Genomic DNA, 23,043 nt, shown 5'->3' with positions numbered 1-23,043 from the left:
ATGACGGCCCGGTGACGCGTGCGCCGCCGATAATCGCCCGATGCACTTGTTGATCCCCTACGCCAGCACGCTCTCGGACGCTGGCCTGCCGGCCCAACGCGGCCTCGCCCTTCCCCACCTGCAGCGCCTGCTGCCGCGCATGGTGCCCGCCGAGCGGCTGGGCACCGACGAATACTCGCTGAGCACGCCGGCCGAACAGGCGCACGCGCAGCTGCTGGGCTGGCACGGCGCCGACGGCTGCCTGCCGTGGGCCGCCCAGGCCGCCGCGGCCGACGGCGTGCCGGTCGGCGACGCACCCTGGGGCCTGCTGACGCCGGTGCACTGGCATGTCGGCGCCGAGCACGTCAGCGTCGGCTACCCGGAGCAGCTGCGGTTGAGCGCCACCGAATCGCATGCGCTGTTCGAAGCGGTGCGGCCGCTGTTCGAGGGCGAAGGCTGGCAGCTGAGCTGGGGCTCGCCGCTGCGCTGGTATGCATCGCACGCGTCGCTCGACGGCCTGCCCACCGCGTCGCTCGAGCGCGTGATCGGCCGCAACCTCGACCTGTGGATGCCCGACCACCCGCAGGCCAAGGCGGTCCGCCGGCTGCAGAACGAGGTGCAGATGATGCTGTACCAGCAGCCCGAGAACGACCACCGCGCCGAGATGAGCATGATGCCGGTCAACTCGTTCTGGCTCAGCGGCTGCGGGCGCCGCCAGCCGGCGGCCGCCACCGCCGGCCTCGTCATTGACCCGCGGCTGCGCGCGCCGCTGCTCGGCGAGAACTGGGGCGACTGGGCGGAGGCCTGGCGCGCGCTCGACGCCGGACCGGTGCGCGAGCTGCTGGAGCGCCACGATGCCGGCGAGGCGGTGTCGCTGACGCTGTGCGGCGAGCGCTTCGCGCAGCGGCTGCAGGCGCAGTCGCAAGGCTTTCTCGCGCGGCTGGCGCGGCGCTTCGGCGGATCGTCGCCGCTGGCCTTGCTGGAGGCGCTGTGATGGCCGAGCTGCGGATCTCGCGCCGCGACGCCCCGCCGCGCAGCGTGTGGGCGCTGGAGCAGGCCGGCGTGCACCCGCTGCTGGCCCAGCTGTTCGCGGCGCGCGGCGTGCGCAGCAACGACGAACTCGACGACGGCCTGGCCCGCCTGATCCCGCCGACCGAGCTGCTCGGTGCACAGGCCGCCGCGGTGCTGCTGGCCGATGCCATCGCGGCGCGCAAGCGCATCTGCGTGGTGGCCGACTACGACTGCGACGGCGCCACCGCCTGCGCGGTCGCGTTGCGCGGGCTCGCGCTGCTCGGCGCGGCGCCCGCCACGCTGCAGCACGTGGTGCCGGACCGCGCGGTACACGGCTACGGGCTGACGCCGACCATCGTCGACCTGGCGCTCGGCCAAGGGCCCGACCGCCGGCCCGACCTGCTGCTCACCGTCGACAACGGCATCGCGAGCCTCGCCGGCGTCGCGCATGCCCGCGCGCTCGGCCTCGACGTGCTGGTCACCGACCACCACCTGCCGGCGAAGGAAGGCGAACAGATCGTGCTGCCGGACGCGAACGTGATCGTCAACCCGAACCAGCCCGGCTGCGGCTTCCCGAGCAAGAACCTGGCGGGCGTCGGCGTGATGTTCTACGTGCTGCTCGCGCTGCGCAGCGAACTGCGCGCGCGCGGGGCCTTCAGCGCCGAGCAGCAGCCGCGGCTCGACGCGCTGCTCGACCTGGTGGCGCTCGGCACCGTGGCCGACGTGGTGCGGCTCGATGCCAACAACCGCCGGCTGGTCGCGCAGGGCCTGCGGCGCATCCGCAGCGGCCGCATGCACCCGGGTATCGCCGCGTTGTTCAGCGCCGCCGGGCGCGACGCATCGCGTGCCAGCGGTTTCGATTTCGGCTTCGCGCTCGGGCCGCGCATCAATGCGGCCGGCCGGCTGTCGGACATGTCGCTCGGCATCGAATGCCTGCTGACCGACGACCCGGCGCGCGCCGCGCAACTCGCGCAGACGCTGGACACCATCAACCGCGAACGCCGCGAGGTCGAGGCTGGCATGCGCGAGCAGGCCGAGGCCATGCTCGAGATGCTGATGCCCGAGGGCGATGCGCCGCCGGCGCTGGCCCTCTACGACCCCGAGTTCCACGAAGGCGTGGTCGGCATCGTCGCCGGGCGGCTGAAGGACCGGCTGCACCGGCCGACCTTCGTGTTCGCGCTCGGCCAGGACGGGCTGCTGAAGGGCTCGGGCCGCTCGATCCCCGGCTTCCACCTGCGCGACGCGCTCGACCTCGTCACCAAGCGCCACCCCGGCGTGCTGAAGCGCTTCGGCGGGCATGCGATGGCGGCCGGCTGCACGCTGGCCGAGGAGGATTTCGACACCTTCGACGGCGCGCTGCAGCAGGTCGCGCACGAATGGCTCGATGCGGCGACGCTGTCGCGCACGCTGCTGACCGACGGGCCGCTGCCGGCCGAGTACTTCAATGCCGAGACGGTGCGTTCGCTCGATGCGCAGGTCTGGGGCCAGGCCTTCGAGCCGCCGCTGTTCTGCGACGAGGTCGAGGTGGTGTCGCAGCGGCTGGTCGGCGAGAAGCACCTGAAGCTGTCGGTACGGCATGCCGGCGCGCTGCGCGACGCGATCTGGTTCGGCCACACCGAACCGGTCGGCGCGCGGGTGCGGCTGGCGTATCAGCTGCGCGTCGACGACTACAACGGCCAGCAGCGGGTGCAGATGGTCGTGGAAGGAGCGGGATGAACGCGATGAGGCGGGCGGCGCTGGTGGGCGCAATGTCGGTGGCGATGTCGGCGGCGACGGGTGCGGCGCATGCGGTCGACGTGGTGCCGGTGGCCACCGGGCTGGAGAACCCGTGGGGCCTGGCCTTCCTGCCGGACGGCCGCATGCTGGTCACCGAGCGGCCCGGCCGCCTGCGCATCGTCGCCGCCGACGGCCGGCTCGGCGAGCCGCTGCAGGGCCTGCCGGCGGTCGATGCGCGCAGCCAGGGTGGCTTGCTCGATGTCGCGCTCGACCCGAAATTCGCCAGCAACGGACTCGTCTACTGGAGCTATGCCGAAGCCGGCAGCCGCAGCGAGGCCGACAAGAACGGCACTGCGGTCGCGCGCGGCCGGCTGCAGGGCGAGCGGCTGACCGACGTCAGCGTGATCTTCCGGCAGCTGCCGAAGGTGAAGAGCACCGCGCACTTCGGCTCGCGGCTGGTGTTCGACCGCAGCGGCCGGCTGTTCGTCACGCTCGGCGACCGCTACCTGCGGCGCGACGATGCGCAGAACCTCGGCAACCACCTCGGCAAGGTGGTGCGCATCGACGCCGACGGCGGCGTGCCGGCCGACAACCCGTTCGTCAGGACGGCCGGTGCGCGGCCCGAGCTGTGGAGCATCGGCCACCGCAACCTGCAGGGCGCCGCGCTGAACCCGTGGACCGGTGCGCTGTGGACGCACGAGCACGGGCCGCAGGGCGGCGACGAGGTCAACCTCGACATGGCCGGCAGGAACTACGGCTGGCCGGTGATCACCTACGGCTGCGAGTACGGCAGCTGCGCGGCGATCGGCGAGGGCAAGGCCAAGGCGGGGATGGAGCAGCCGTTGACGTACTGGGTGCCGTCGATCGCGCCGAGCGGCATGGCCTTCCTGACCAGCGATCGCTACGCCGGCTGGAAGGGCAGCCTGTTCGTCGGCGCGCTGGCCGGGCAGATGCTGGTGCGGCTGCAGCTCGACGGCGACAAGGTCGTCAAGGAAGAGCGGCTGCTGACCGACCTGCACGAGCGCATCCGCGACGTGCGCCAGGGACCGGACGGCTTGCTCTACCTGCTGACCGACAACAACCCCGGCCGCGTGCTGCGCGTCGTGCCCTGAGGCGAACGGGTGGGGGCTTACCCCTGCGGTGAGGCAGCCTGACCAGGCTCCCTACAATGGCGACGTGAGCCAACCTGCTGTCTGGACCAACGCCGACCTGCACTGCCATTCCGTCGTGTCGGACGGCACGCTGCAGCCCGAGGAGCTCGCGGCGCGCGCGAAGGCCAACGGCGTCGAGCTGTGGGCGCTGACCGACCACGACGAGGTCGGCGGCCTGAAGCGTGCCCGGACGGCGGCGCAGGCGCTGGGCCTGCCCTACCTGACCGGTGCCGAGATCTCGGTGACCTTTGCAGGCCTGACGGTGCACATCGTCGGGCTCGGCTTCGATGCCGACGATGCGCAACTCGCCGCCGGCCTGGCGGCCACCCGCGGCGGCCGCGAGGAACGCGCCCGCGAGATGGCGGCCGGCCTGGCGCAGGTTGGCATCCCCGGGGCCTACGACGGCGCGTTGAAATACGTCGGCAACCCGGAGCTGATCTCGCGCACGCACTTCGCGCGGCACCTGGTGGACAGCGGTGTCTGCCAGGACACGCACGAGGTGTTCCGCAAGTTCCTCGTCGAAGGCAAGCCGGGCTTCGTGCCGCATCGCTGGGCGAAGCTCGGCGACGCGGTGCGATGGATCCGCGAGGCGCAGGGCATTGCGGTGATCGCGCACCCCGGGCGCTACAAGTTCACCGCGAACGAGGAGTACGCGCTCTTCACCGAATTCAAGGCGCACGGCGGGCGCGCGGTCGAGGTCATCACCGGCAGCCACTCCGGCGCCGATTTCATCAAGTACGCCGACATGGCGCTCGAGTTCGAGCTGCTGGCGTCGCGCGGGTCCGATTTCCACAGTCCGGACGAGAGCCACGTCGACCTGGGCACGCTGCCGCCGTTGCCGGGGCAGCTGTCGCCGGTGTGGGAAGCGCTGGCCGAGCGGGTGCAGTTGCCGTCGTGAGCCTGCTTTCGTGAAGGGACACCGCCCTGCTCGGGGCATCGCGCTGATCGCGCTGGCCGCGCTGTGTTTCGCGACCATGGACACCACGATCAAGTACCTCGGCGCCTTCCTCCCGGTGCTGCTGATCCTGTGGGCACGCTATGCCTTCCAGGCCGTGTCGATGGGGGTCTGGCTGCTGCGCTCGAAGACCGCGGGCTTCCGCACCGAGCACCCGCGCTTCCAGCTGGCGCGCGGCGCGCTGCTGCTGGCGACCAGCGCGCTGAGCTTCTTCGGCGTGCAGCGGATGCCGGTGGCCGAGTTCACCGCGATCAACATGCTGACGCCGGTGGTGGTGACGCTGCTGGCCGCCTGGGTGCTGCACGAGCGCGTGTCGGCGCCGCGCTGGGCGCTGGTGTGCGCCGCGTTCGCCGGCGCCGTCATCGTGATCCGCCCCGGCAGCGGCCTGTTCGGCTGGGCGGTGCTGTTCCCGCTGGCCGGCGCGCTGACCTACGCCAGCTTCCAGGTGCTGACCAGCAAGCTGTCAGTGCTGGAGAGCCCTTACACCACGCACTTCTACACCGGCCTGACCGGCGCGCTGGTGCTGACGCCGCTGCTGTTCTTCAGCGCGATCGACACCGACGGCACGCTGCTGGCCGCACCGCCGCGGCACCTGGTGCTGCTGCTGGCGATCGGCGCGTTGGGCACCGTCGGCCACCTGTTCCTGATCCTCGCGCTGGGCCTGGCGCCGACGGCGACGCTGATGCCGTTCATCTACCTGCAGATCGGCGTCGCGGCGGCGGTCAGCTGGCTGGTGTTCCGCTACGTGCCGGACGGCTGGGCCTGGGTCGGCATGGGCGTGATCGCGGTGTGCGGTGCCGCGAGCGCGTGGCTGAACATGCGAAAGACCGCGTCGCACCCCGCGACATCGACAGTGGCGGCCGACACGATCGCGGATTAGCATCGCCGCCCATGCCGCAACTCTTCGAAGTCCACCCCGAGAACCCGCAGCTGCGCCTGCTGAAGCAGGCCGCGCAGATCCTGCACGACGGCGGCATTGCCGCGGTGCCCACCGATTCGAGCTATGCGCTGGTGTGCCACCTCGACGACAAGAACGCGGCCGAGAACCTGCGGCGCATCCGGGGCGTCGACGACAAGCACCACCTGACGTTGCTGTGCCGCGACCTGTCGGAACTGGCCAGCTACGCCCGTGTCGACAACCGGCAGTACCGGCTGATGAAGCACGCGACGCCGGGCCCGTTCACCTTCATCCTCGAAGCGACCAAGGAAGTGCCGCGACGCGTCTCGCACCCGTCGCGACGCACCATTGGCCTGCGCGTGCCCGACCACAAGATGCTGCAGCAGCTGCTCGACATCTTCGGCGAGCCGCTGTTGTCGACGACGCTGATCGCGCAAGGCGAGACCGAGCCGCTGAACGACCCCGACGAGATCCGCGAGCGTTTCGCGGGCCGGGTGCAGGCGGTGGTCGATGCCGGCGCCTGCCCGCGCGAGCCGACCACGGTGGTCGACCTGACGACGGACGAGCCGGTGCTGTTCCGCCTGGGCCGAGGCGACCCCGTATTGCTCGGCCTGCCGGTGGCCTGACGGCCACCTTCACCTCACACCAACCGTCCCGTCGACAACAAGCGGTTGCCGCCACGAACACAAGCGGTCCGCGTGGTGCGGGGCGGCAGGGGGCGGTCGGGCGCTGGGGCGATTTCTGGGGCGACGGAGAAGATCGGCTTTGGGGATGGCGCGCGCCAGCGCGCTTCGTGGACTGACTCATCGGCACTGTCTGACCACAGCGAGCGAAGCGAGCGGAGGGAGTTTGCCGATGCATCCCCGAAGCCGATCTTCTTCGTGCAGTCGGCGCCCCCGCCAGGGGGCGTCGACCGCCCCGGCATGAGCCCCAGCGCCCGACCGCCCCCTGCCGCCCCGCACCGCGCGCGCGAGGCACAAGAACGCCTCAGGCAGCCGCCGCACCCACCAGCAACCCGTCGTCCTTCAGCTTGAACTGACGCACCGCATCCACCAGCCGTGCCGCCTGCTGCTGCAGGCTGTCCGCCGCCGCGGCCGACTGCTCGACCAGCGCCGCGTTCTGCTGCGTCACCTGCTCGATCTGCATCACCGAATCGCTGACCAGGCCGATGCCCGCCGTCTGCTCGCCGGTCGCGTTGCTGATCTCGTCGATCAGCTCGGCCACCCGCTTCACCTGCGCGACCACGTCCGTCATCGTCACGCCGGCGTCGCCCACCAGCTGCGTGCCGGCCGCGACCTTCTCGACGCTCGCGCCGATCAGCGCCTTGATCTCCTTGGCCGCCTGGGCCGAGCGCTGTGCCAGCGAGCGCACCTCGGCCGCCACCACCGCGAAGCCGCGCCCCTGCTCGCCGGCACGGGCCGCTTCGACGGCCGCGTTCAGCGCGAGGATGTTGGTCTGGAACGCGATGCCATCGATCACGCCGATGATGTCGCTGATCTTGCGCGAGCTCGCGCTGATCTCCTCCATCGTCGTCACCACCCGACCGACCACGTCGCCGCCCTGCACTGCCACCTGGCGGGCCGAGCTCGCGAGCTGCGTGGCCTGCCGCGCGGTGTCGGCATTCGCCCGCACCGTCGCGGTGATCTGCTCCATCGATGCGGCCGTGCGCTGCAGGTTCGAGGCCTGCTCTTCGGTGCGCTGCGACAGGTCGGCGTTGCCGCCGGCGATCTCGCTCGAACCGGTCGCGATGCTGTCCGAACCGGCGCGCACCGCGCCGACCACCCGCACCAGGCTGTCGTTCATCACCTGCAGCGCGCCCAGCAGCTGGCCGGTCTCGTCGCCGCCGTGCACCTCGATGCGCGAGGTCAGGTCGCCGGCCGCCACCGTCTCGGCCACCTGCACCGCGCGGCGCAGCGCGCCGGTGATCGAGCGGCTGATGACCAGGCTGATCGCGACGCCGCACAGCGCGGCCACGCCGGCCAGCACCAGCGTCGTGACGATCGCCGCGCGGCCGGAGGCCTGCGCCTGCTGCGCGTCCGCCTGCATCTGCGATTCCTGGAAGCGCACCATGTCGAGCGACGCGGCAAGGTAGGCGTCCTGCAGCGGCCGCACTTCCTTCAGCAGGAAATTGCGCGCGGCATCGGGCAGGTTGGCCTGCAGCAGCGTGACGACCTTCTGGCGCTTCTTGACGTAGGCGTCGCCGCTTTCCTGCAGCGCCTTCAGCAGCTCGTCGCCCTTCGGCGACGCGCCGGTCGCGGCCAGCTTCTCGCGCAGCTGCGAGATCTCGCGCGTGGCTTCGCTGACCTTCGTGATGTAGCCCTTGACCTCGGCCTCGTCGCCGACGGCCAGCACCGCGCTGCGCAGGTGGTTGGCCTGCTTGTTGACGGCGCGGTCGATCTCGGTGGCGAGCGCGATCTGGCCGTAGCCCTCAGTGACGATCTCGACCGTGGCCGCATTGATGGCGCGGATGCGCCACACCGACACGCCGGTGATCAGCACCAGCAGCAGGATCACGACGCCGAAACCCAGGCCCAGCCGCGTCCCGATCTTCATCCGGTTGACGAATTTCATGCTTGTTGTCTCCTGATTCGCCCGCACGGCCTGGGCGGCCGCGACGGGATCAGCAGGCTATCGGCGCCCGGTCGCGCCGACTTGAGGACGAACGACCCCTATTTCGTCAGGATCAGCTTGCCGAGCGAGGTTTGTCGCAGGCGGTAGCGCATGCCGTCGTGTTCGATCTCGACGACCGTCTCGCCGTCGAGGATCTGCGCGCTGGAGATGCAGCGGACCGGCCCCGTCGTGCTGCCGCCGGCCGGCTGCGCACGAAGGGAACGGGCGGGCGCCGCGGGCAAGGCCTGCGCGGCGGCGGACGGGAAGGTGGAGGTGTGCATGGGCTTGAGTTTAAATGCGAACCGTTCGCATCTACAAGCCCCCTGGGCGACAAACCCCCTGCGCCGGCCCGGCTTTCGCCCGGCAGCGCGGGGAATCAGACCTTCAGTGCCGCGGTGACGACGATCTCGATGCGGTAGGCCGGGTTCGCGAGCTTCGCCTGCACCGTCGCGCGCGGCGGGGCGTCGCCGGGGGCGACCCAGTCGTCCCAGACCTCGTTCATGCCGGCGAAATCGGCCATGTCGGCCAGGAAGATCTGCGCCATCAGGATGTGCGCGTTGTCGGTGTGCGCCTCGGCCAGCAACCGGTCGACCATCGCGAGCACCTGCCGGGTCTGGCCACGGATGTCCTGCGTGGTGTCGTCGGGCACCTGGCCGGCGAGGTAGACCGTGCCGTGGTGGATGGCCATGTCGGAATAGCGGTCCTCGACGTGGAAACGCCGTACGGCGTGGGTCATGACTTGGCTCCGTGGTCGGAATGCTTGTGGGAGTGCTTGTGGGCGTGCTTGGCGGCATGCCGGGCCGCCTGGTCGGCCGGCCCGGCCTGGGCCGGCGCCTTCTTCTTGCTGCCGAGCTTGCTCTCGGTGCCGGCGATCAGCTTCTGGATGTTGGGAAGGTGGCGCCAGACCAGCAGCAGGCTCATCACGACGATCGCTCCGGCCAGCGGGCCGCCGTCCCAGATCAGCAGCTGATAGAACGGCGCGAACACCGCGGCCACCAGCGCCGCGAGCGACGAGTAGCGGAAGAAGCCCGCGATGATGATCCAGGTCAGCAGCGTCGCCGCGCCCAGCCACGGGTTGAACGCCAGCAGCACGCCGGCCGCGGTGGCCACGCCCTTGCCGCCCTGGAAGCGGAAGAACACCGGCCACAGGTGGCCGACGAAGGCCGCGAGGCCGACCAGCGCGACGGTGCCTTCGCGCAGCCCGAAGCGCGCGCCGAACAGCACCACCAGCAGCACCGGCACGTAGCCCTTCAGCGCGTCGAGCAGCAGCGTCAGGATCGCGGCGGTCTTGTTGCCCGAGCGCAGCACGTTGGTCGCGCCCGGGTTGCCCGAGCCGTAGCTGCGCGGGTCGTTCAGGCCCATGGCCCGGCTGACGATCACGGCGAACGACAGCGAGCCGATCAGGTAGGCCGCGATCACGGCGGCAACGGTGTAGAGAGTCTCCATGGGGGGCTTGGCGTGCTGTTGTGGTTACCTTGGCGGCTGGGCGCTCATTCTGCACCGGCGCACTGCACCGGCTTCGCGCCGAGCAGGCCGGTCAGCACCGCGGGCGCGATGCCGACCAGGTAGCCGCGGCGCCCGCCATTGATGTACAGGCCGGGCAGCTCGAGGATGCTGGCCTCCACATACACCGGCATCGCCTTGCGGGTGCCGAATGGCGAGGTGCCGCCGACCAGGAAGCCGCTGTGGCGCTGCGCCACCTCGGGCTTGCACGGCGTGACCTTCTTCGCGCCGATCTGCCGCGCGAGGTTCTTCGTGCTGACCTGCCGATCGCCGTGCATCAGCACGATCAGCGGCGCGGCGCTCTCGTCCTCCATCACCAGCGTCTTGACGACATGGTGTTCGTCGACGCCGAGCTGGCGGGCCGATTCGGTGGTGCCGCCGTGCTCGACGTAGTCGTACAGGTGCTCGGTGAACGCGATGCCGTGCTTGCGCAGCAGCTGCGTCGCGGGGGTTTCGGAAGCGTGGTCCTTGCGTGCCATGGCCGCGAGTGTAGGGAATCCGGTTTGTATCGCTCTTTGTCCGGACCGGGCGACGACACGGCGCGGGACAAAACGGCCGCGTTCATGACACACCGTGGATACGTCGGGCCGGCTCAATGAGGCCTGTCCTTCAACCCGTCTTCAACACAAGAGGTTCGCCATGTCCGAGAAGATCGATCTCCAACGCCGCCACCTGTTCGGCGCCGCAGCGGCCACCTTCGGCGCCGCACAACTGGGCCTGATCGCGCCGGCCTCCGCCGCGCAGGCGGCGCCCGGCAGCGCCACCTCGTTCGGCCCGCTGAAGCAGATCGACGCCGGCGTGCTGAGCGTCGGCTATGCGGAAGCCGGCCCGGCCAACGGCCCGGTGGTCATGCTGTTCCACGGCTGGCCCTACGACATCCACACCTATGTCGACGTGGCGCCGCTGCTGGCCGCGGCCGGCTGGCGCGTGATCGTGCCGTTCCTGCGCGGCTACGGCACGACGCGCTTCCTGTCGACCGACACGCCGCGCAACGGCCAGCAAGCGGCCATCGCGCAGGACGCGATCGCGCTGATGGACGCGCTGAAGATCGACAAGGCCGTGATGGCCGGCTGCGACTGGGGCGCGCGCACCGCCTGCATCATCGCGGCCGTGTGGCCCCAGCGCACGAAGGCGCTGGTGTCGGTCAGCGGCTACCTGCTGACCAACCTGCAGGCGGCCCAGCAGCCGCTGCCGCCGGCCGCCGAACTGCAGTGGTGGTACCAGTTCTACCTGACGACCGAGCGCGGCCGCCGCGGCTACGACGCGAACCGCCATGCCTTCGCGAAGCTGATCTGGCAGACCGCCTCGCCGCAGTGGCGCTTCGACGACGCGACCTTCGAGCGCTCGGCCCGCTCGCTGGACAACCCCGACCACACCGCGATCGCGGTGCACAACTACCGGTGGCGGCTGGGCCTCGCGGCCGGCGAATCGAAGTACGACGAGATCGAGGCGAAGCTGGCCACCGCGCCGCGCATCGGCGTGCCGACCATCACGCTGGAAGGCGACGCCAACGGCGCGCCGCACCCGGAACCCTCGGCCTACGCCGGCAAGTTCAGCGGACCGTACGAGCACCGCAACCTGTCGGGCGGCATCGGCCACAACCTGCCGCAGGAAGCACCGCGCGCGTTCGCGCAGGCGGTGATCGACGTGGCCAAGGCCTGAGCACCTCCCTTCGATTTCCGTGCTTCTTCCTCCACACTGACCGCCATGTCCATCCTCCACCGCATCACCTCGTTGTGCCGGCCGCTGACCCTGCTGGCCGTGCTGGCCGCCTGTCTCGCCCTGCCGGCCGCCCGCGCGGCCGAGCCGCCGATGCCCAGCCTCGCCGGCGCCGTCGGCTGGCTCAACTCGCCGCCTCTGACGCTCGAGTCGCTGCGCGGCAAGGTCGTGCTGGTGGACTTCTGGACGTACTCGTGCATCAACTGCCTGCGCACGCTGCCCCACGTGCGGGCCTGGGCGCAGCGTTACGCCGGCCAGGGGCTGGTCGTCGTCGGCGTGCACACGCCGGAGTTCGCGTTCGAGAAGAACCTCGCGAACGTCCAACGGGCCACCACGGACCTGAAGATCGGCTTCCCGGTCGCGATCGACAGCAACTTCGCGATCTGGCGTTCGTTCCAGAACCGGGCCTGGCCGGCGTTCTACCTCGTCGATGCGCAGGGCCGCGTGCGCCACCAGCAGTACGGCGAAGGCGACTTCGACGCGACCGAGAAGGCGATCCAGTCGCTGCTGAAGGAGGCCGGCCCCGCAGCGGCGCTGAAGCCGGTGTCGCCGGCCGCGCTCGACGCCAGCGGCGTCGGCCTGCCGCCCGACATGCGCAACGCGAAGTCGTCGGAGACCTACGTCGGCTACCAGCAGGCCGAAGGCTTCGCGTCGCCAGGCGGCCTCGTCCTCGACAGCGCCCATGCCTATGCGCCGGGCACGCCGCGGCTGAACCAATGGGGCTTGTCGGGTGAGTGGACCGTGCGGCCCGAGTTCGCCGAGTTGAACCGCGCCGGCGGCAGCGTGGTGTACCGCTTCCATGCGCGCGACCTGCACCTCGTGCTCGGCCGCGGGTGGGCCGGCAAGCCGCTGCGCTTCCAGCTGACGCTGGACGGCAAGCCGCCGGGCGCCGACCACGGCGTCGACACCGATGCCGCCGGCAACGGCGTGATCGACGGCGAGCGCCTGTACCAGCTGGTGCGCCAGCAGGGCCGCATCGGCGACCGCACGATCGAGATCCGCTTCCTCGATGCCGGGGTGCGCGCGTTCGCGTTCACCTTCGGCTGAACCGCCGCGCCGGGATCGTCCGCGGTTCAGCCCGCCGGACTCACTGTGCCGGATCGCGGTGCGTCCAGCGGATCGCGTCGATCTCGGCCAGCAGCTCGGGCGGCAACGTCGTGTCCCACGCGGCCAGGTTCTCGTCCAGCTGCGCGAGCGACGTGACGCCGATGATGGTGCTTGCGACGCGCCGGCTGCGGTAGACGAAGGCAAGCGCGAGTTGCGTCGGCGTCAGCCCGTGGCGGCGCGCCAGCGCGTTGTACAGGCGCGCGGCGGCCAGCGCCTCGGGCCGGCCCCAGCGGCCCTTCTTCATGCCGTCGAAGATCGCGAGCCGCCCCGGCTTGTCGGCGGCGTCGAAGCCGATCTCGTCGTACTTGCCGGTCAGCGCGCCGAACGCCAGCGGCGAGTAGGCGAGCAGCGAGACCTGCTCGCGGTACAGCGTCTCGTCGAGCCCGTTGTCGAGCGCGCGGCTGGTCAGCGCATACGGGTTCTGCACGGTGGCCACGCGCGGCAGGCCGTGCAGGTCGGCCAGTCGCAGGAATTCGCCGACGCCCCACGGCGTCTCGTTCGACAGCCCGATGTGCCGCACCTTGCCGGCCTTCACCAGCCCGGCCAGCGCCTGCAGCTGCTCGTGGATGCTGCTGAATTCGGCGTCCTTCGACGGGTCGAAGTACAGCGCGCCGAAGGTCGGCACATTGCGGTTCGGCCAGTGGATCTGGTAGAGGTCGATCACATCGGTGCGCAGCCGCTTCAGGCTGTCGTCGCAGGCCTGCGCGATCTCGGCCGGCCGCAGGTTCGCGCTGCCGCCGCGCACCCAGTCCATGCTGCGGCCGGGGCCGGCCACCTTGGTCGCGAGCACCACCTTGCCGCGCACGCCGGGCCGGGCCGCGAACCAGTTGCCGATGATGCGTTCGGTCGCGCCGTAGGTCTCGCGGCGCGTCGGCACCGCGTACATCTCGGCGGTGTCGATGAAGTTGATGCCGCGCGCGACGGCTTCGTCGAGGATGCGGTGCGCCGCGGCTTCGTCGACCTGTTCGCCGAAGGTCATCGTGCCGAGGCAGACGGGGGTGACGCGCAGGTCGCTGCGGCCGAGCGGGAGGGTGGTGAAGGTGGTCATCGGGCAAGTTTAGGGAGAAATCCGGAAGCCCGTGCGCGCTCCTCTTCCTGCAGCCGCAGCACCCGCCGCTGCACCTTGCCGGTGGTCGTCATCGGCAGCGCGTCGATGAACTCGATCTCCTTCGGGTACTCGTATGGCGCGAGCCGGCCTTTCACATGGGCCTGCAGCCGCTCGACCAACGCGGCATCGCCGGCCACGCCGGGCGCCAGCACCACGTAAGCCTTGACCAGCGCGCCGCGTTCGGGATCGGGCTTGGGCACGACCGCGGCGTTGACGACCGCCGGGTGCTTGACCAGGCAGTTCTCGATCTCGCTCGGCCCGATCCGGTAGCCCGCGGCCTTGAACACGTCGTCGCTGCGGCCCTGGTACCAGAGGTAGCCGTCGTCGTCCATCAGCGCGGTGTCGCCGGTGCGGCACCAGCTGTCGTCCGGGTCGCCGGTGAACTTGGCGCGCGTCGCGCCGTCGTTGCGCCAGTAGCCGACGAAGAACACCGGGTCGGGGTCGCCGTGCACGTCGCGGCGGTGCACCGCGACGTCGCCCGGCGTGCCGCGCGGGCATTCGCGGCCGGCGTCGTCGAGCACTGCCACCCGGTGCCCGGGGTAGGCCCGGCCCATGCTGCCCGGGCGCGCCGGCCAGCCGGGCTGCGCGCGGCCCTCGGCATCGAGGGTTTCGGTGCAGTTGCCGACCACGTAGTTGATCTCGGTCTGGCCGAACATCTCGTTGACGGTGATGCCGAGCTGCTCGCGGCACCAGGCGAACACCGCATCGCCGACCGCCTCGCCGGCGCTCATCACCGCGCGCAGGCGCAGCGCGTAGCGCCCGCGCGGCGACGGCACGGCCTTCATCATCGCCTTCAGCGCGGTCGGGAACAGGAAGGCGTTGGTGACGCCGTAGCGCGCCATCAGCTCGAAGGCCTTCTCCGGGCCGAAGCGGCCCTGGTACGCGACGATCTCGCGGCCGAAGTACAGCGTCGGCAGCAGCGCGTCCATCAGCCCGCCGGTCCAGGCCCAGTCGGCCGGGCTCCAGAACACCTCGTCGCGGCGCGGAAACCAGTTCTGGCTCGCGACGAAGCCGCTCAGGTTGCCGATCAGCGCCCGCTGCGGCAGCAGCGCGCCCTTCGGCGGGCCGGTGGTGCCGCTGGTGTAGATCAGGATCGCCGGGTCGGCGGCGCGCGTCGCGACCGGCACGAAGCCGGCCTCGTCCTGCTGCAGCAGTGCATCCCAGTCGACCTCGCCCGGACCGGCTGCCGCCACGCCGACCGCGATCAACGAAGCGAGCGACGGGCACTGCGGGCGCACCGCGCGCAATGCGGCGATCGACGCTTCGTCGCCGATCGCGATGCAGGCCTCGCTGTCCTGCAGCCGGAACTCGAGCGCCTCGGGGCCGAACAGCACCGACAACGGCATCGCCACCGCACCCAGCTGGTGCAGCGCGATGTGCGCGACCGCGGTCTCGATGCGCTGCGCCATCACGATGGCGACACGGTCGCCGCGCCGCACGCCCAGCCGCTGCAGCGCGGCCGCCAGCCGCCGTGAGCGGGCCTGCAGCTGGCGGTAGCTGCAGGTGCGGCGGGTGCCGTCCTCGCGTTCGTGGCGGATCGCGATCGCATCCGGCGTCTCGCGGGCCCAGCGGCCGCAGCAGGCCTCGCCGATGTTGAAGTCGGCCGGCACCTGCCAGCGGAAGGACGAATGAAGGGTGGCGTAGGAATCGGCTTCGCGCATGGGCGCGAAGCTTATGACGCTAGGCGCCGAAGCGCGCGAGGGCTTCCCCGGTGATGCGGCAGATGCGCCAGTCCGGCATCACCGTCGCGCCCATGCGCTCGTAGAAGCGGATCGCGTTCTCGTTCCAGTCGAGCACGCTCCATTCGAAGCGGCCGTAGCCGCGGTCGACCGCCAGGCGGGCCAGCCGCGTCAGCATGGCCTCGCCGACACCCGCGCCGCGGTGCGCGGGCTGCACATACAGGTCTTCGAGGTAGAGCCCGGGTTGGGCCAGGAAGGTCGAGAAATTGGTGAAGAACAGCGCGAAGGCGATCACCTCGCCGTCGGCCTCGGCGACCATCGCCTCGGCGACGGCCTTCTCGCCGAACAGGTTCGGCCGCAGCTTCTCGGGCGTGACTTGCAGCAGGTGGGTCAGCTTCTCGAACTCGGCGAGTTCGCGGATCAGGCCGACGATCGGCACGACGTCGCGCAGTTCGGCGGGTCGCAGCGCGTAGGCGGGGTTGCCGTCGAGCGGCATCGAAGAGGTGGGCATGCGGCGATTGTCTCAGGCCCGCGACCCCGTCGCGCCCCGAAGGCCCTCCCCCCGTTCAGGCGGCCAGCCGCTCCCAGGCCACGGCCGGGGCGGCACGGGCCGGTTCGGGCCAGATCACGCAGACGGTGCGCGGGGTCATCAGGTGCTGGCAGAAGAAGGCGGCGATGCGCGCCGTGTGCGCCGCCGTCGCGCCGGCAGCAGCCCGCCCGGACTCCAGCTGCAGCGCCCGGCCCCGCAGCGTGCCGATGCGCCGGCGCAGCCAGTCGTCGTCCACGGCGGCGCTGCCCAGCCACCACGCGGCGGCCTGCACGCCCGGCGCCAGCGCGCTGGCGATCTGCGGCAGCGCCTGCCACTGGCGGCGCAGTGCGCGATCGAGGGTCGAGCCGGTGCCCTCGGCCAGCACCGCGCGGATCGCGGGCTCGTCGGCCGCGGCCCCCAGCACCGCATTCGCGCCGACACCCGAGCCCATCGCGCCGATGCGTCCCGCCGGGTGACCGCGCTCCAGCAGGTAGTCGACCGCGCCGAGCACATCGTGGCGCTCGCGGCGGCCGAAGCTGCCCCGGTGGGCGCTGCTGCCGCCGCGCCCGCGCAGGTCGATGGCCAGCACCGACAGGCCCTGTGCCCGCAGCGCCTGCGCCAGCTCGCGGTTGCGCCGGCCGTCGCGGCCGTTCACCAGCACCACCGCCGCGCGGCCGGCCGGCACCGGCAGGTACTCGCCGCAGACGCGGGCGCTGCCGTCGCGGGCTGCAAAACTCACCCGGTCAAGGGCTGCTGCGCCGCGAGCCGGCGGCTTCGGACGGGCCCGTGTGTGACGGTGCGCGAACCAGAGGCACGCTGCCGCATAGGCGAGAACGCCGGTGAAAGCGACGACCGTTGCTGCCGAGCCGATGTCCACGATGAAAAATCCCCCTGAGCGAAACCCAGTGTCCGATTCCACGCCTGCGCCGTCCTTCAAGCGCCTGAAGCCGGCCTGAATCGTTCTGAAAGTCGGCGGCATCGCGTAAATTCCCCGCCTTGGAGGATCCCCTTGCCTGACCACTACCGCTTCGGACGCATCGCGCTGAGCCCGGCCACGCGCCAGCTGCTGATCGACGGCCAGCCCGCGCTGCTCGGCGCGCGCGCGTTCGACCTGCTGCAGGCGCTGGTCGAGCGCAGCGACCGGCTGGTGTCGAAGGGGGAACTGCTCGACCTGGTCTGGCCCGGCCTCGTCGTCGAAGAGAACAACCTGCAGGTGCATGTCTCGGCGCTGCGCAAGCTGCTGGGCGCGCAGGCGATCTCGACGGTGCCGGGGCGCGGCTACCGCTTCACGATGGCCCCCTCGCCGTCGCCCGCTCCAGCGGTCGCGCCGGCCCCGCCGCCGCGCGATGCGTTGCCCGAGCGGCCTGTCGCGCTGGTCGGACGCGAGCGCGAGCTGGCCGAGCTGCTGGCGCAGCTCGACGGCTCGGGACTGGTGACGCTGGTCGGCCCCGGCGGCATCGGCAAGACCTCGCTGGCGCGAGCCGCTGCCCAGGCGCGGCGGGAGGCCTGGGCCGACGGCGTCGCATGGGTCGAACTCGCGTCGCTGACCGATGCCTCGCTGATCGGCGGCGCGATCGCGCAGGCGCTGTCGTTGCAGATCGCGGTGGGCGGCGATGCAACCCCCGCGCTGCTGGCGTCGGTGAAGAACCTGGAGGCGCTGCTGGTGCTCGACAACGCCGAACACCTGCTCGACGGCCTCGCGCCGCTGGTGCAGGCGCTGCAGCAGGGCGCCCCCGGCTTGCGCCTGCTGGTGACGAGCCAGGTGCCGCTGCACCTGGCGAGCGAGCGGCTGCAGCGCATCGAGGCGCTGGCGGTGCCGCCCGACGGCAGCGCCGCCGGACCGGCGTTGCAGCACGGCGCGGTCGCGCTGTTCTGCGAGCGCGCGCTGGCGGTCGACCGCCGCTTCGCGTTGACCGATGCCAACGTCGGCGCGGTGACCGAGATCTGCCGCCGGCTCGACGGCGTGCCACTGGCGCTCGAACTGGCGGCCGCGCGTGTGCCGCTGCTGGGCGTTGCCGGGATCGCGTCGCGGCTTGACGACCGCTTCCGGCTGCTGGCCAGCAGCACGCGCGGCACGCCCACGCGCCAGCAGACGCTGCAGGCGGCGCTCGACTGGAGCCTGTCGCTGCTGACGCCGGCGCAGCGCGCGCTGTTCGACTCGCTCGGGGTGTTCGCCGGTGGTTTCACGCTGGCGCTGGCCGGCGCGGTGCTGGCCGACGGCAGCGATGCCGACGGCTGGGCCGCGATCGACGGGCTGGCGCTGCTGTCGGACCATTCGCTGGTGCAGGTGGGCGACGGCGACCCGCCGCGCTATGCGCTCAGCGAGAGCGCGCGGGCCTATGCGCAGTCCCGGCTGGCGCAAGACCCGCAGGCCGACGCGCTGCGCGGCCGCCATGCGCGTGCGCTTCGCGCATTCTTCGCCGGTGCGCAACGCGACTGGCTGCGGATGGCCGACGCGCCGTGGCTCGCGCTGTACGAGCCGGAACTCGACAACCTGCGGGCCGCGCTCGCATGGTCGCAGCAGCACGACCCCGAGACGCTGGTCGCGCTGGTCGGCGCGGCCGCGCCGCTGTGGCACCACCTGTCGCTGCATGCCGAGGCCAGGCGCTGGCACGACATCAGCGAGGCGATGGTTGATGGCAACGTTCCCAAGCCGCTGGCCGCGGCCTGGTGGCGGGCCGCGCAATGGGTGTGGGCCGAAGCCTCGCCGGGGCGCTCGCGGGGCGCGGCCGATCATGCGCAGTCGCTGTTCCGTGCGCTCGGCGACGAGCATGGGCTGTACGCGCAGTTGACCGGCCTGGCCGGGTTGTGGCACGAGCCGAACCCGGCGGCGCGGGCGGCGCTGGACGAAGCGTTGGCACTCGAGCGGCCGGACTGGCCGGCCCGCGAGCGCGCCTGGGGCCAGCGCGCGCGCGCCGACGTGGCGCGCGCCGAAGGCCGGCTGGCGGACAGCCGGGCCGCTCGCGAGGTCGAACTCGGATTGCGGATTGCCGCCGGCGACGAACGCGGCGCATGGCGCGCACGCTCGCACCTGGCCGACCTGGCGCTGGCCATGGGCGAGGTCGACGAGGCGGTGTACCTCGGTCATCAACTGGTCGATGCGCTGCGAGACAAGCGCGCGCCGGCGACGCTGTGCACCGCGCAGCTGAACCTGATGCATGCGCTGCTGGTCCGCGGATCGGTCGACGAGGCGTTCGCGCTGTCGCACGACGCGCTGCGGCTGGCCGGCGACTGCGCGATGCTGTGGCAGGCAGCCGACACCTTCGCGTGGCTGGCGGCCTGCCGCGATCGGCTCGAGACGGCGGCGCAGCTGGCAGCCTGGTCCGATGCGATGTACCGGCATCGCGACGAGCCGCGGGCCGGGCAGCATGCGCAGGCGAGGCAGCGGCTGCAGCCCCTGTTGGCGACGCTGGCCCCGGCGGCAGCGGACCGTGCGACCACCGCGGGTGCACGGCTCACCGACCAGGAGATCGTGTCGTTGTGGGATGGCGCTTCGGCTGGCGATTGAAGCGCCGGCGGATTCACCGCTTCGCCAGCCACGACGCACGGCGCCCGCGCGAGGCGGGCGCTCAAGCGGACGAACGTCGCTCAGGTCATCGCTCGGAAAGTGCCGAATTCACCTGCTGTCGTTCTGGACGACGGGCCCTCCTGTCACTGCCCGGAGTTCATCCGGGCTGAGTTGCCGCATTGACGCAACGGCCTGCACGGGTTCATCACTCAGCGCTTCCGCCTCAGGCGGACATTCCAGCTCGACGCTCATCGTGGTCATATGGGTCATTTCTGCTCCGTGTTGAATTGAAAGTGAAGGCACCGCGAGTCGGCGCTCAGCGATTCTCGTTCTGAATGACGGGATCCACGCTGCCGGTCAGCCCGCTGGCCAAGTGGATGACGTTCACCAGGTAGGGGTAGGCCAGGCCGCTCTGGTTCACGTTCGAGACCGTCGCGGTCCGCATGTCGTCCGAATACTGGATCGTCGTGAACGAGGCGTCCCATCCGTTCGAGAGGGGCTGGATGCCGGAAAGCTTGTCGCGGAACGCATAACCCGACGTGGCCACCTGGAACAACACGTTCACGCTGTCGCCGATGCCGGTCAGGTTCAGGAACTCCGGTTCCACCCGCGTTACGACGACGTTGGGCGCTTCTTCGGTCATGTAGGCAGCGATGGTGACGGTCAATGTCGGCGGGATCGGCACGATGGCTTCGTTGCTCATGGGGTAGTCCTTCTAGTTGGATGGGTGACTGCTGCCGCCCCGCACGGTCTGCAATCGTCTCGCGAGTTCGGCATATGCGGGGTGCCGGTAAGTGGTTTTCTCGATCCGCGCCGCGAGCACCTGGGCGCCCTTGACATCGCCGAGCCCGAGCCGGGCCCGCGCGAGCGGGGTCAGGACCGCGCCGTCGTCCATCGCGGCGAACGGCGCCAGCGCGGACTCCACGCGCTCCCAGGCCTGCTGCGCGACATCGCGGCGGTCCGGCTCGGCGAGCACCGCCAATGCCGCGGCGGCGCCGGAGATCTCGACCGCCTGCCGCGCGGCGAGGTGCGCATCGCCCTTCGCCTGCACCTCGGTGGACGCCAGCAAGGCCTGCAGTTTCGAGATCAGCTCGCCGCGCCCGGGGGCCTGCACGACCTGCGCCGTCAATTCGAGCAGGCGGCTGCGCAGTCCGACCGCGTAACGGGCATCGCGTGCCTCGCCGGCGAGGAACTTGTCGACGCACGCGGTCGCCGCGGACAACTCCCCGCGGGCCGCGTCGTGCCGCGATTGCGCCACCAGGGTCTCGATCAGGCGCAGCCGCGCAAAGCACGCATCGCCGAGCCACAGCATGTTGCTCGCGTCGGCCAGCACCAGGGCGTCGGCCATCTGCAATCCCGCACGGCTGTGCAGTTCCGCATCGTGCGGCCGGCCGAGCGCCAGCTCGAAGAAGCTGATGATGTTGAGCGCGTTCTGGATGCTGCGCTGCGCCACGCGGCTCTTCGACGAGTCGGCCATCCGCTGGTGCAGCGCGAGTTTCTCCTGCTGCTCTCGCAGCGCATGCTCGTAGTCGCCGAGCGCCGCGTAGGTCTCGGCGAGCCAGCCATGGTTCTGCGCCCATTCGGAGGCGAACTCCGGACGCTTGGGCGCCAGTTCGCGAAACAGCTCGTCGGCCCGGCGCAGCGATGCGAGCGCATCCGAAGGCCGTCCCACCCCGAGTTGCACGCCACCGAGGTTCACGTGTGCAAATGCCACTTCGGCCCGCCAGTCGAGGTTGGCGGGATCCAGCACGGCAAGCCGCTGCGCGAGCGCGAGGTACTCCTGGAAGCGCGCCAGCGCGGCCTGCCCGTCCAGGTGCTTCCATGCGGCATAGCCGACCCAGAACACGCTTTGCGCATGGTCGAAGATGCGCTGTCCGTCGCCGGGCGCCTTCAGCAACAACTGCTGCGTGGTGGCAGCAGCCTGTTCGAATGCGACCTGGGCTTCGGCGGCATTGCCGCGCAAGTCGCGGATCTCGCCGATCAGGTGCATCGCGCGCGAGCGATGGCCGAGCGCAGTGGCATCCAGCCGGTCCGCCTGCTGCGAGCCGTAGTAGGCCAGCGCCTTCTCGCCCACCGAATCCAGCACCTCCAGCCGGCCCACCGGCTCGAGCTTCTTGCGAAGGTCGCCGAGCATGAACTCGATCAGCCCTTCGGCCTGTGCGCGCTGGTGCTGCGCCTCGTTGCGCGCGCGCACCGCCAGCACCGCCAGCAGCGCGAACACGACGACGCCGACGGCCGAAGCCGCAGTGATCGCCGCCAGCCAGCGCAGCCGCCGCTGCGTGTCGCGCTGCACCAGGTCGTCGAAGCCGACGCCGATCATGCCGGCCAGCAGCTTCAGCGCGGCGCGGCGCGGGCCGTCGCCTTCGGCTCGCTGGTCGGCGGCGATCGGCTCCAGCGGCTCGCCTTCGGGGCGGCCGTCGGACGTCAGCGCAAAACGCAGCGCCGGCGGGAAACATTCGCTCGCCTCGCGGCCCGGCGTGTTGCTCGCGAACGGCTCGCCGCGCGCGATCAGCGCCAGCACGCGGCCTTCGCCATGCAGGCGCTTGAATTCGATGATCTCGCGGTTGACCCACGGCGAACGCGCGGCGTCCGGCGAGCAGACGACGATCAGCCAGCGGCTGGCCGCGAGGGCCTCCTGCACGCTCGCCTTCAGGTCGGCACCGGCGTTCAGCTCGTCGCGGTCGCGGAACAGCGGCGGCAGGCGCGCCGGCACCGGCCCGTGCGGCGTCGCGCGCCCGATCAACCGGCGCGGGATGCGGTACGTCTCGAGCTGCCGCTGCAGCCGGCGTGCCACCACCTTGTCGTGGTGGCTGTAGCTGATGAAGGCCCCGTAGCGCGGTGCAGGGGCAGGCGATGCGGTGGCTGGCGTTTCCTCGGCGCTCATCGCCGCGCGTCCCTCACATGGGCCAGCACCGCGTCGAGCCGGCGGCGGTCGCAGCACTGTTCCACCGTGCCGCCGGCCCGCGGCCACAGCAGTCGCGGGCGCTGGCGCGGCCGGGTCGACAGGTGCAGCACCGGGATGCGGCGCCGGAAGGCCTCGTCAACGACGTCGGCCGTGCCGCCGGTGCCGCGCGACGGCGCGCCGTCCCACAGTGCAAGCAGCAGGTCGGCCTGGTCGAGCAGCGCATGCCCGGCGCGCAGGTAGGTGCGCCCGGCCACGCCCAGCGGCCCGTGCAACTCGGTGATGCGTGCCGCGTCGGCCAGCAGCGCCCGGTACTCGAGGCGCGACGCGGCGCTGCTGAAGCCGCGCGCGTAGTCATCGCGCGGGCGCGGCAGCACCGCGTGCAGGGTGTAGCCCACCTGCAGGCCGAGCCATGCGAGGTGGCGGTCGCTGCCCTCGGCGAGGTTCGACAGCAGCACCGGCTCGATGCAGCGCGATGCGTTCGCCAGGTGGGCGAGCACCGGCTCGATCTGCGGCGTGATCAGGTCCAGCTGATGTTGTGAGATGCGATTCAAGCGATGCCCCGTGACACCGACGTGCAAGCCCCGCGCCGGCGGCCGTGGGTGGCACGGTGCCGGTGTCGCGATCCCCTCGAGCTCCCTCACGTCGGTACTGCAGAACGGCACGGG

Annotated in this window: 20 protein-coding genes and 1 pseudogene; 9 read left to right on the top strand and 12 right to left on the bottom strand. The window is 71.4% G+C overall.

Features of this window, described 5'->3' with window-relative positions; genetic code table 11:
- The first annotated feature begins 40 nt into the window (after positions 1-40).
- The 6 genes from ASC98_RS23330 (at position 41) to ASC98_RS23305 (ending at position 6,336) form a co-directional block, all read left to right on the top strand.
- Complete coding sequence (locus ASC98_RS23330) at positions 41-973, top strand: hypothetical protein (RefSeq protein ID WP_056814980.1); 933 nt, start codon at positions 41-43, stop codon at positions 971-973.
- A gap of 8 nt (positions 974-981) precedes the next feature.
- Positions 982-2,706, top strand: a complete 1,725-nt coding sequence (recJ, locus tag ASC98_RS23325) for a single-stranded-DNA-specific exonuclease RecJ (RefSeq protein ID WP_056815394.1) — start codon at positions 982-984, stop codon at positions 2,704-2,706.
- Positions 2,707-2,711: 5 nt separating this feature from the next.
- A complete protein-coding gene (locus ASC98_RS23320; protein ID WP_056815391.1) occupies positions 2,712-3,818 on the top strand; it encodes a PQQ-dependent sugar dehydrogenase in 1,107 nt (368 codons plus the stop codon).
- Positions 3,819-3,882: 64 nt separating this feature from the next.
- The gene (locus ASC98_RS23315; protein ID WP_056814977.1) at positions 3,883-4,755 is read left to right on the top strand and encodes a 3',5'-nucleoside bisphosphate phosphatase; all 873 of its coding nucleotides are present in this window, start codon (positions 3,883-3,885) and stop codon (positions 4,753-4,755) included.
- A gap of 10 nt (positions 4,756-4,765) precedes the next feature.
- The gene (locus tag ASC98_RS23310; RefSeq protein WP_056814973.1) at positions 4,766-5,692 is read left to right on the top strand and encodes a DMT family transporter; all 927 of its coding nucleotides are present in this window, start codon (positions 4,766-4,768) and stop codon (positions 5,690-5,692) included.
- Positions 5,693-5,703: 11 nt separating this feature from the next.
- Positions 5,704-6,336 carry an L-threonylcarbamoyladenylate synthase gene (locus ASC98_RS23305; protein WP_056814970.1) on the top strand — a complete coding sequence of 211 codons (633 nt, stop codon included), beginning with the start codon at positions 5,704-5,706 and terminating at the stop codon, positions 6,334-6,336.
- 361 nt (positions 6,337-6,697) lie between these two features.
- Here ASC98_RS23305 and ASC98_RS32175 read toward each other — a convergent pair whose 3' ends face one another.
- From ASC98_RS32175 to ybaK, 5 genes are all read right to left on the bottom strand, one after another.
- Entirely contained in the window at positions 6,698-8,281 is a 1,584-nt protein-coding gene (locus tag ASC98_RS32175; RefSeq protein WP_056814966.1) for a methyl-accepting chemotaxis protein, read from the bottom strand.
- A gap of 98 nt (positions 8,282-8,379) precedes the next feature.
- The gene (hemP, locus tag ASC98_RS23295) at positions 8,380-8,601 is read right to left on the bottom strand and encodes a hemin uptake protein HemP (protein ID WP_056814963.1); all 222 of its coding nucleotides are present in this window, start codon (positions 8,599-8,601) and stop codon (positions 8,380-8,382) included.
- A 95-nt stretch (positions 8,602-8,696) separates the two neighbouring features.
- Positions 8,697-9,056 (bottom strand): RidA family protein, encoded by a 360-nt coding sequence (locus tag ASC98_RS23290; RefSeq protein WP_047587532.1) that lies wholly within the window; start codon positions 9,054-9,056, stop codon positions 8,697-8,699.
- Positions 9,053-9,766 (bottom strand): glycerol-3-phosphate 1-O-acyltransferase PlsY, encoded by a 714-nt coding sequence (gene plsY, locus ASC98_RS23285; protein WP_056814960.1) that lies wholly within the window; start codon positions 9,764-9,766, stop codon positions 9,053-9,055. The genes ASC98_RS23290 and plsY overlap by 4 nt, the downstream gene beginning before the upstream one ends.
- 44 nt (positions 9,767-9,810) lie before the next feature.
- Entirely contained in the window at positions 9,811-10,302 is a 492-nt protein-coding gene (ybaK, locus tag ASC98_RS23280) for a Cys-tRNA(Pro) deacylase (protein WP_056814957.1), read from the bottom strand.
- A 160-nt stretch (positions 10,303-10,462) separates the two neighbouring features.
- Between ybaK and ASC98_RS23275 the strand changes: the two genes are divergently transcribed.
- Both ASC98_RS23275 and ASC98_RS23270 read left to right on the top strand, forming a co-directional pair.
- Positions 10,463-11,485 (top strand): alpha/beta fold hydrolase, encoded by a 1,023-nt coding sequence (locus tag ASC98_RS23275; protein WP_056814954.1) that lies wholly within the window; start codon positions 10,463-10,465, stop codon positions 11,483-11,485.
- A gap of 105 nt (positions 11,486-11,590) precedes the next feature.
- Positions 11,591-12,589, top strand: a pseudogene (locus tag ASC98_RS23270) (thioredoxin family protein); the annotation flags it as partial.
- Positions 12,590-12,629: 40 nt separating this feature from the next.
- Here ASC98_RS23270 and ASC98_RS23265 read toward each other — a convergent pair.
- Genes ASC98_RS23265 through ASC98_RS23250 form a run of 4 tightly spaced genes read right to left on the bottom strand, consistent with a single transcriptional unit; the run spans position 12,630 to position 16,704 of the window.
- Positions 12,630-13,697 (bottom strand): aldo/keto reductase, encoded by a 1,068-nt coding sequence (locus ASC98_RS23265; protein ID WP_056814947.1) that lies wholly within the window; start codon positions 13,695-13,697, stop codon positions 12,630-12,632.
- Positions 13,694-15,418, bottom strand: a complete 1,725-nt coding sequence (locus tag ASC98_RS23260) for an acyl-CoA synthetase (protein WP_056814944.1) — start codon at positions 15,416-15,418, stop codon at positions 13,694-13,696. The genes ASC98_RS23265 and ASC98_RS23260 overlap by 4 nt, the downstream gene beginning before the upstream one ends.
- 19 nt (positions 15,419-15,437) lie before the next feature.
- Positions 15,438-15,947 carry a GNAT family N-acetyltransferase gene (locus ASC98_RS23255; RefSeq protein ID WP_235581365.1) on the bottom strand — a complete coding sequence of 170 codons (510 nt, stop codon included), beginning with the start codon at positions 15,945-15,947 and terminating at the stop codon, positions 15,438-15,440.
- A gap of 55 nt (positions 15,948-16,002) precedes the next feature.
- Positions 16,003-16,704, bottom strand: a complete 702-nt coding sequence (locus ASC98_RS23250; protein WP_056814939.1) for a serine aminopeptidase domain-containing protein — start codon at positions 16,702-16,704, stop codon at positions 16,003-16,005.
- A gap of 270 nt (positions 16,705-16,974) precedes the next feature.
- On the opposite strand from ASC98_RS23250, the gene ASC98_RS23245 reads away from it, so the two are divergent.
- Positions 16,975-19,473, top strand: coding sequence for a winged helix-turn-helix domain-containing protein (locus ASC98_RS23245; RefSeq protein ID WP_056814936.1), 2,499 nt, complete (start codon positions 16,975-16,977; stop codon positions 19,471-19,473).
- A gap of 316 nt (positions 19,474-19,789) precedes the next feature.
- Here the strand turns inward: ASC98_RS23245 and ASC98_RS23240 are convergent, their stop codons facing one another.
- The 3 genes from ASC98_RS23240 to ASC98_RS23230 are packed head-to-tail and all read right to left on the bottom strand — an operon-like array spanning position 19,790 to position 22,929.
- Complete coding sequence (locus tag ASC98_RS23240; RefSeq protein ID WP_056814933.1) at positions 19,790-20,176, bottom strand: hypothetical protein; 387 nt, start codon at positions 20,174-20,176, stop codon at positions 19,790-19,792.
- Positions 20,177-20,188: 12 nt separating this feature from the next.
- Complete coding sequence (locus tag ASC98_RS23235) at positions 20,189-22,357, bottom strand: toll/interleukin-1 receptor domain-containing protein (protein WP_056814931.1); 2,169 nt, start codon at positions 22,355-22,357, stop codon at positions 20,189-20,191.
- Complete coding sequence (locus ASC98_RS23230) at positions 22,354-22,929, bottom strand: hypothetical protein (protein WP_056814928.1); 576 nt, start codon at positions 22,927-22,929, stop codon at positions 22,354-22,356. The genes ASC98_RS23235 and ASC98_RS23230 overlap by 4 nt, the downstream gene beginning before the upstream one ends.
- Positions 22,930-23,043: the final 114 nt, after the last annotated feature.

Origin of the sequence: Rhizobacter sp. Root1238, assembly GCF_001425825.1 — a bacterium.
Lineage (GTDB): Bacteria > Pseudomonadota > Gammaproteobacteria > Burkholderiales > Burkholderiaceae_C > Rhizobacter.
The sequence above is the reverse complement of the archived record's forward strand: the minus strand, read 5'-3'. Positions and strand labels throughout refer to the sequence as shown.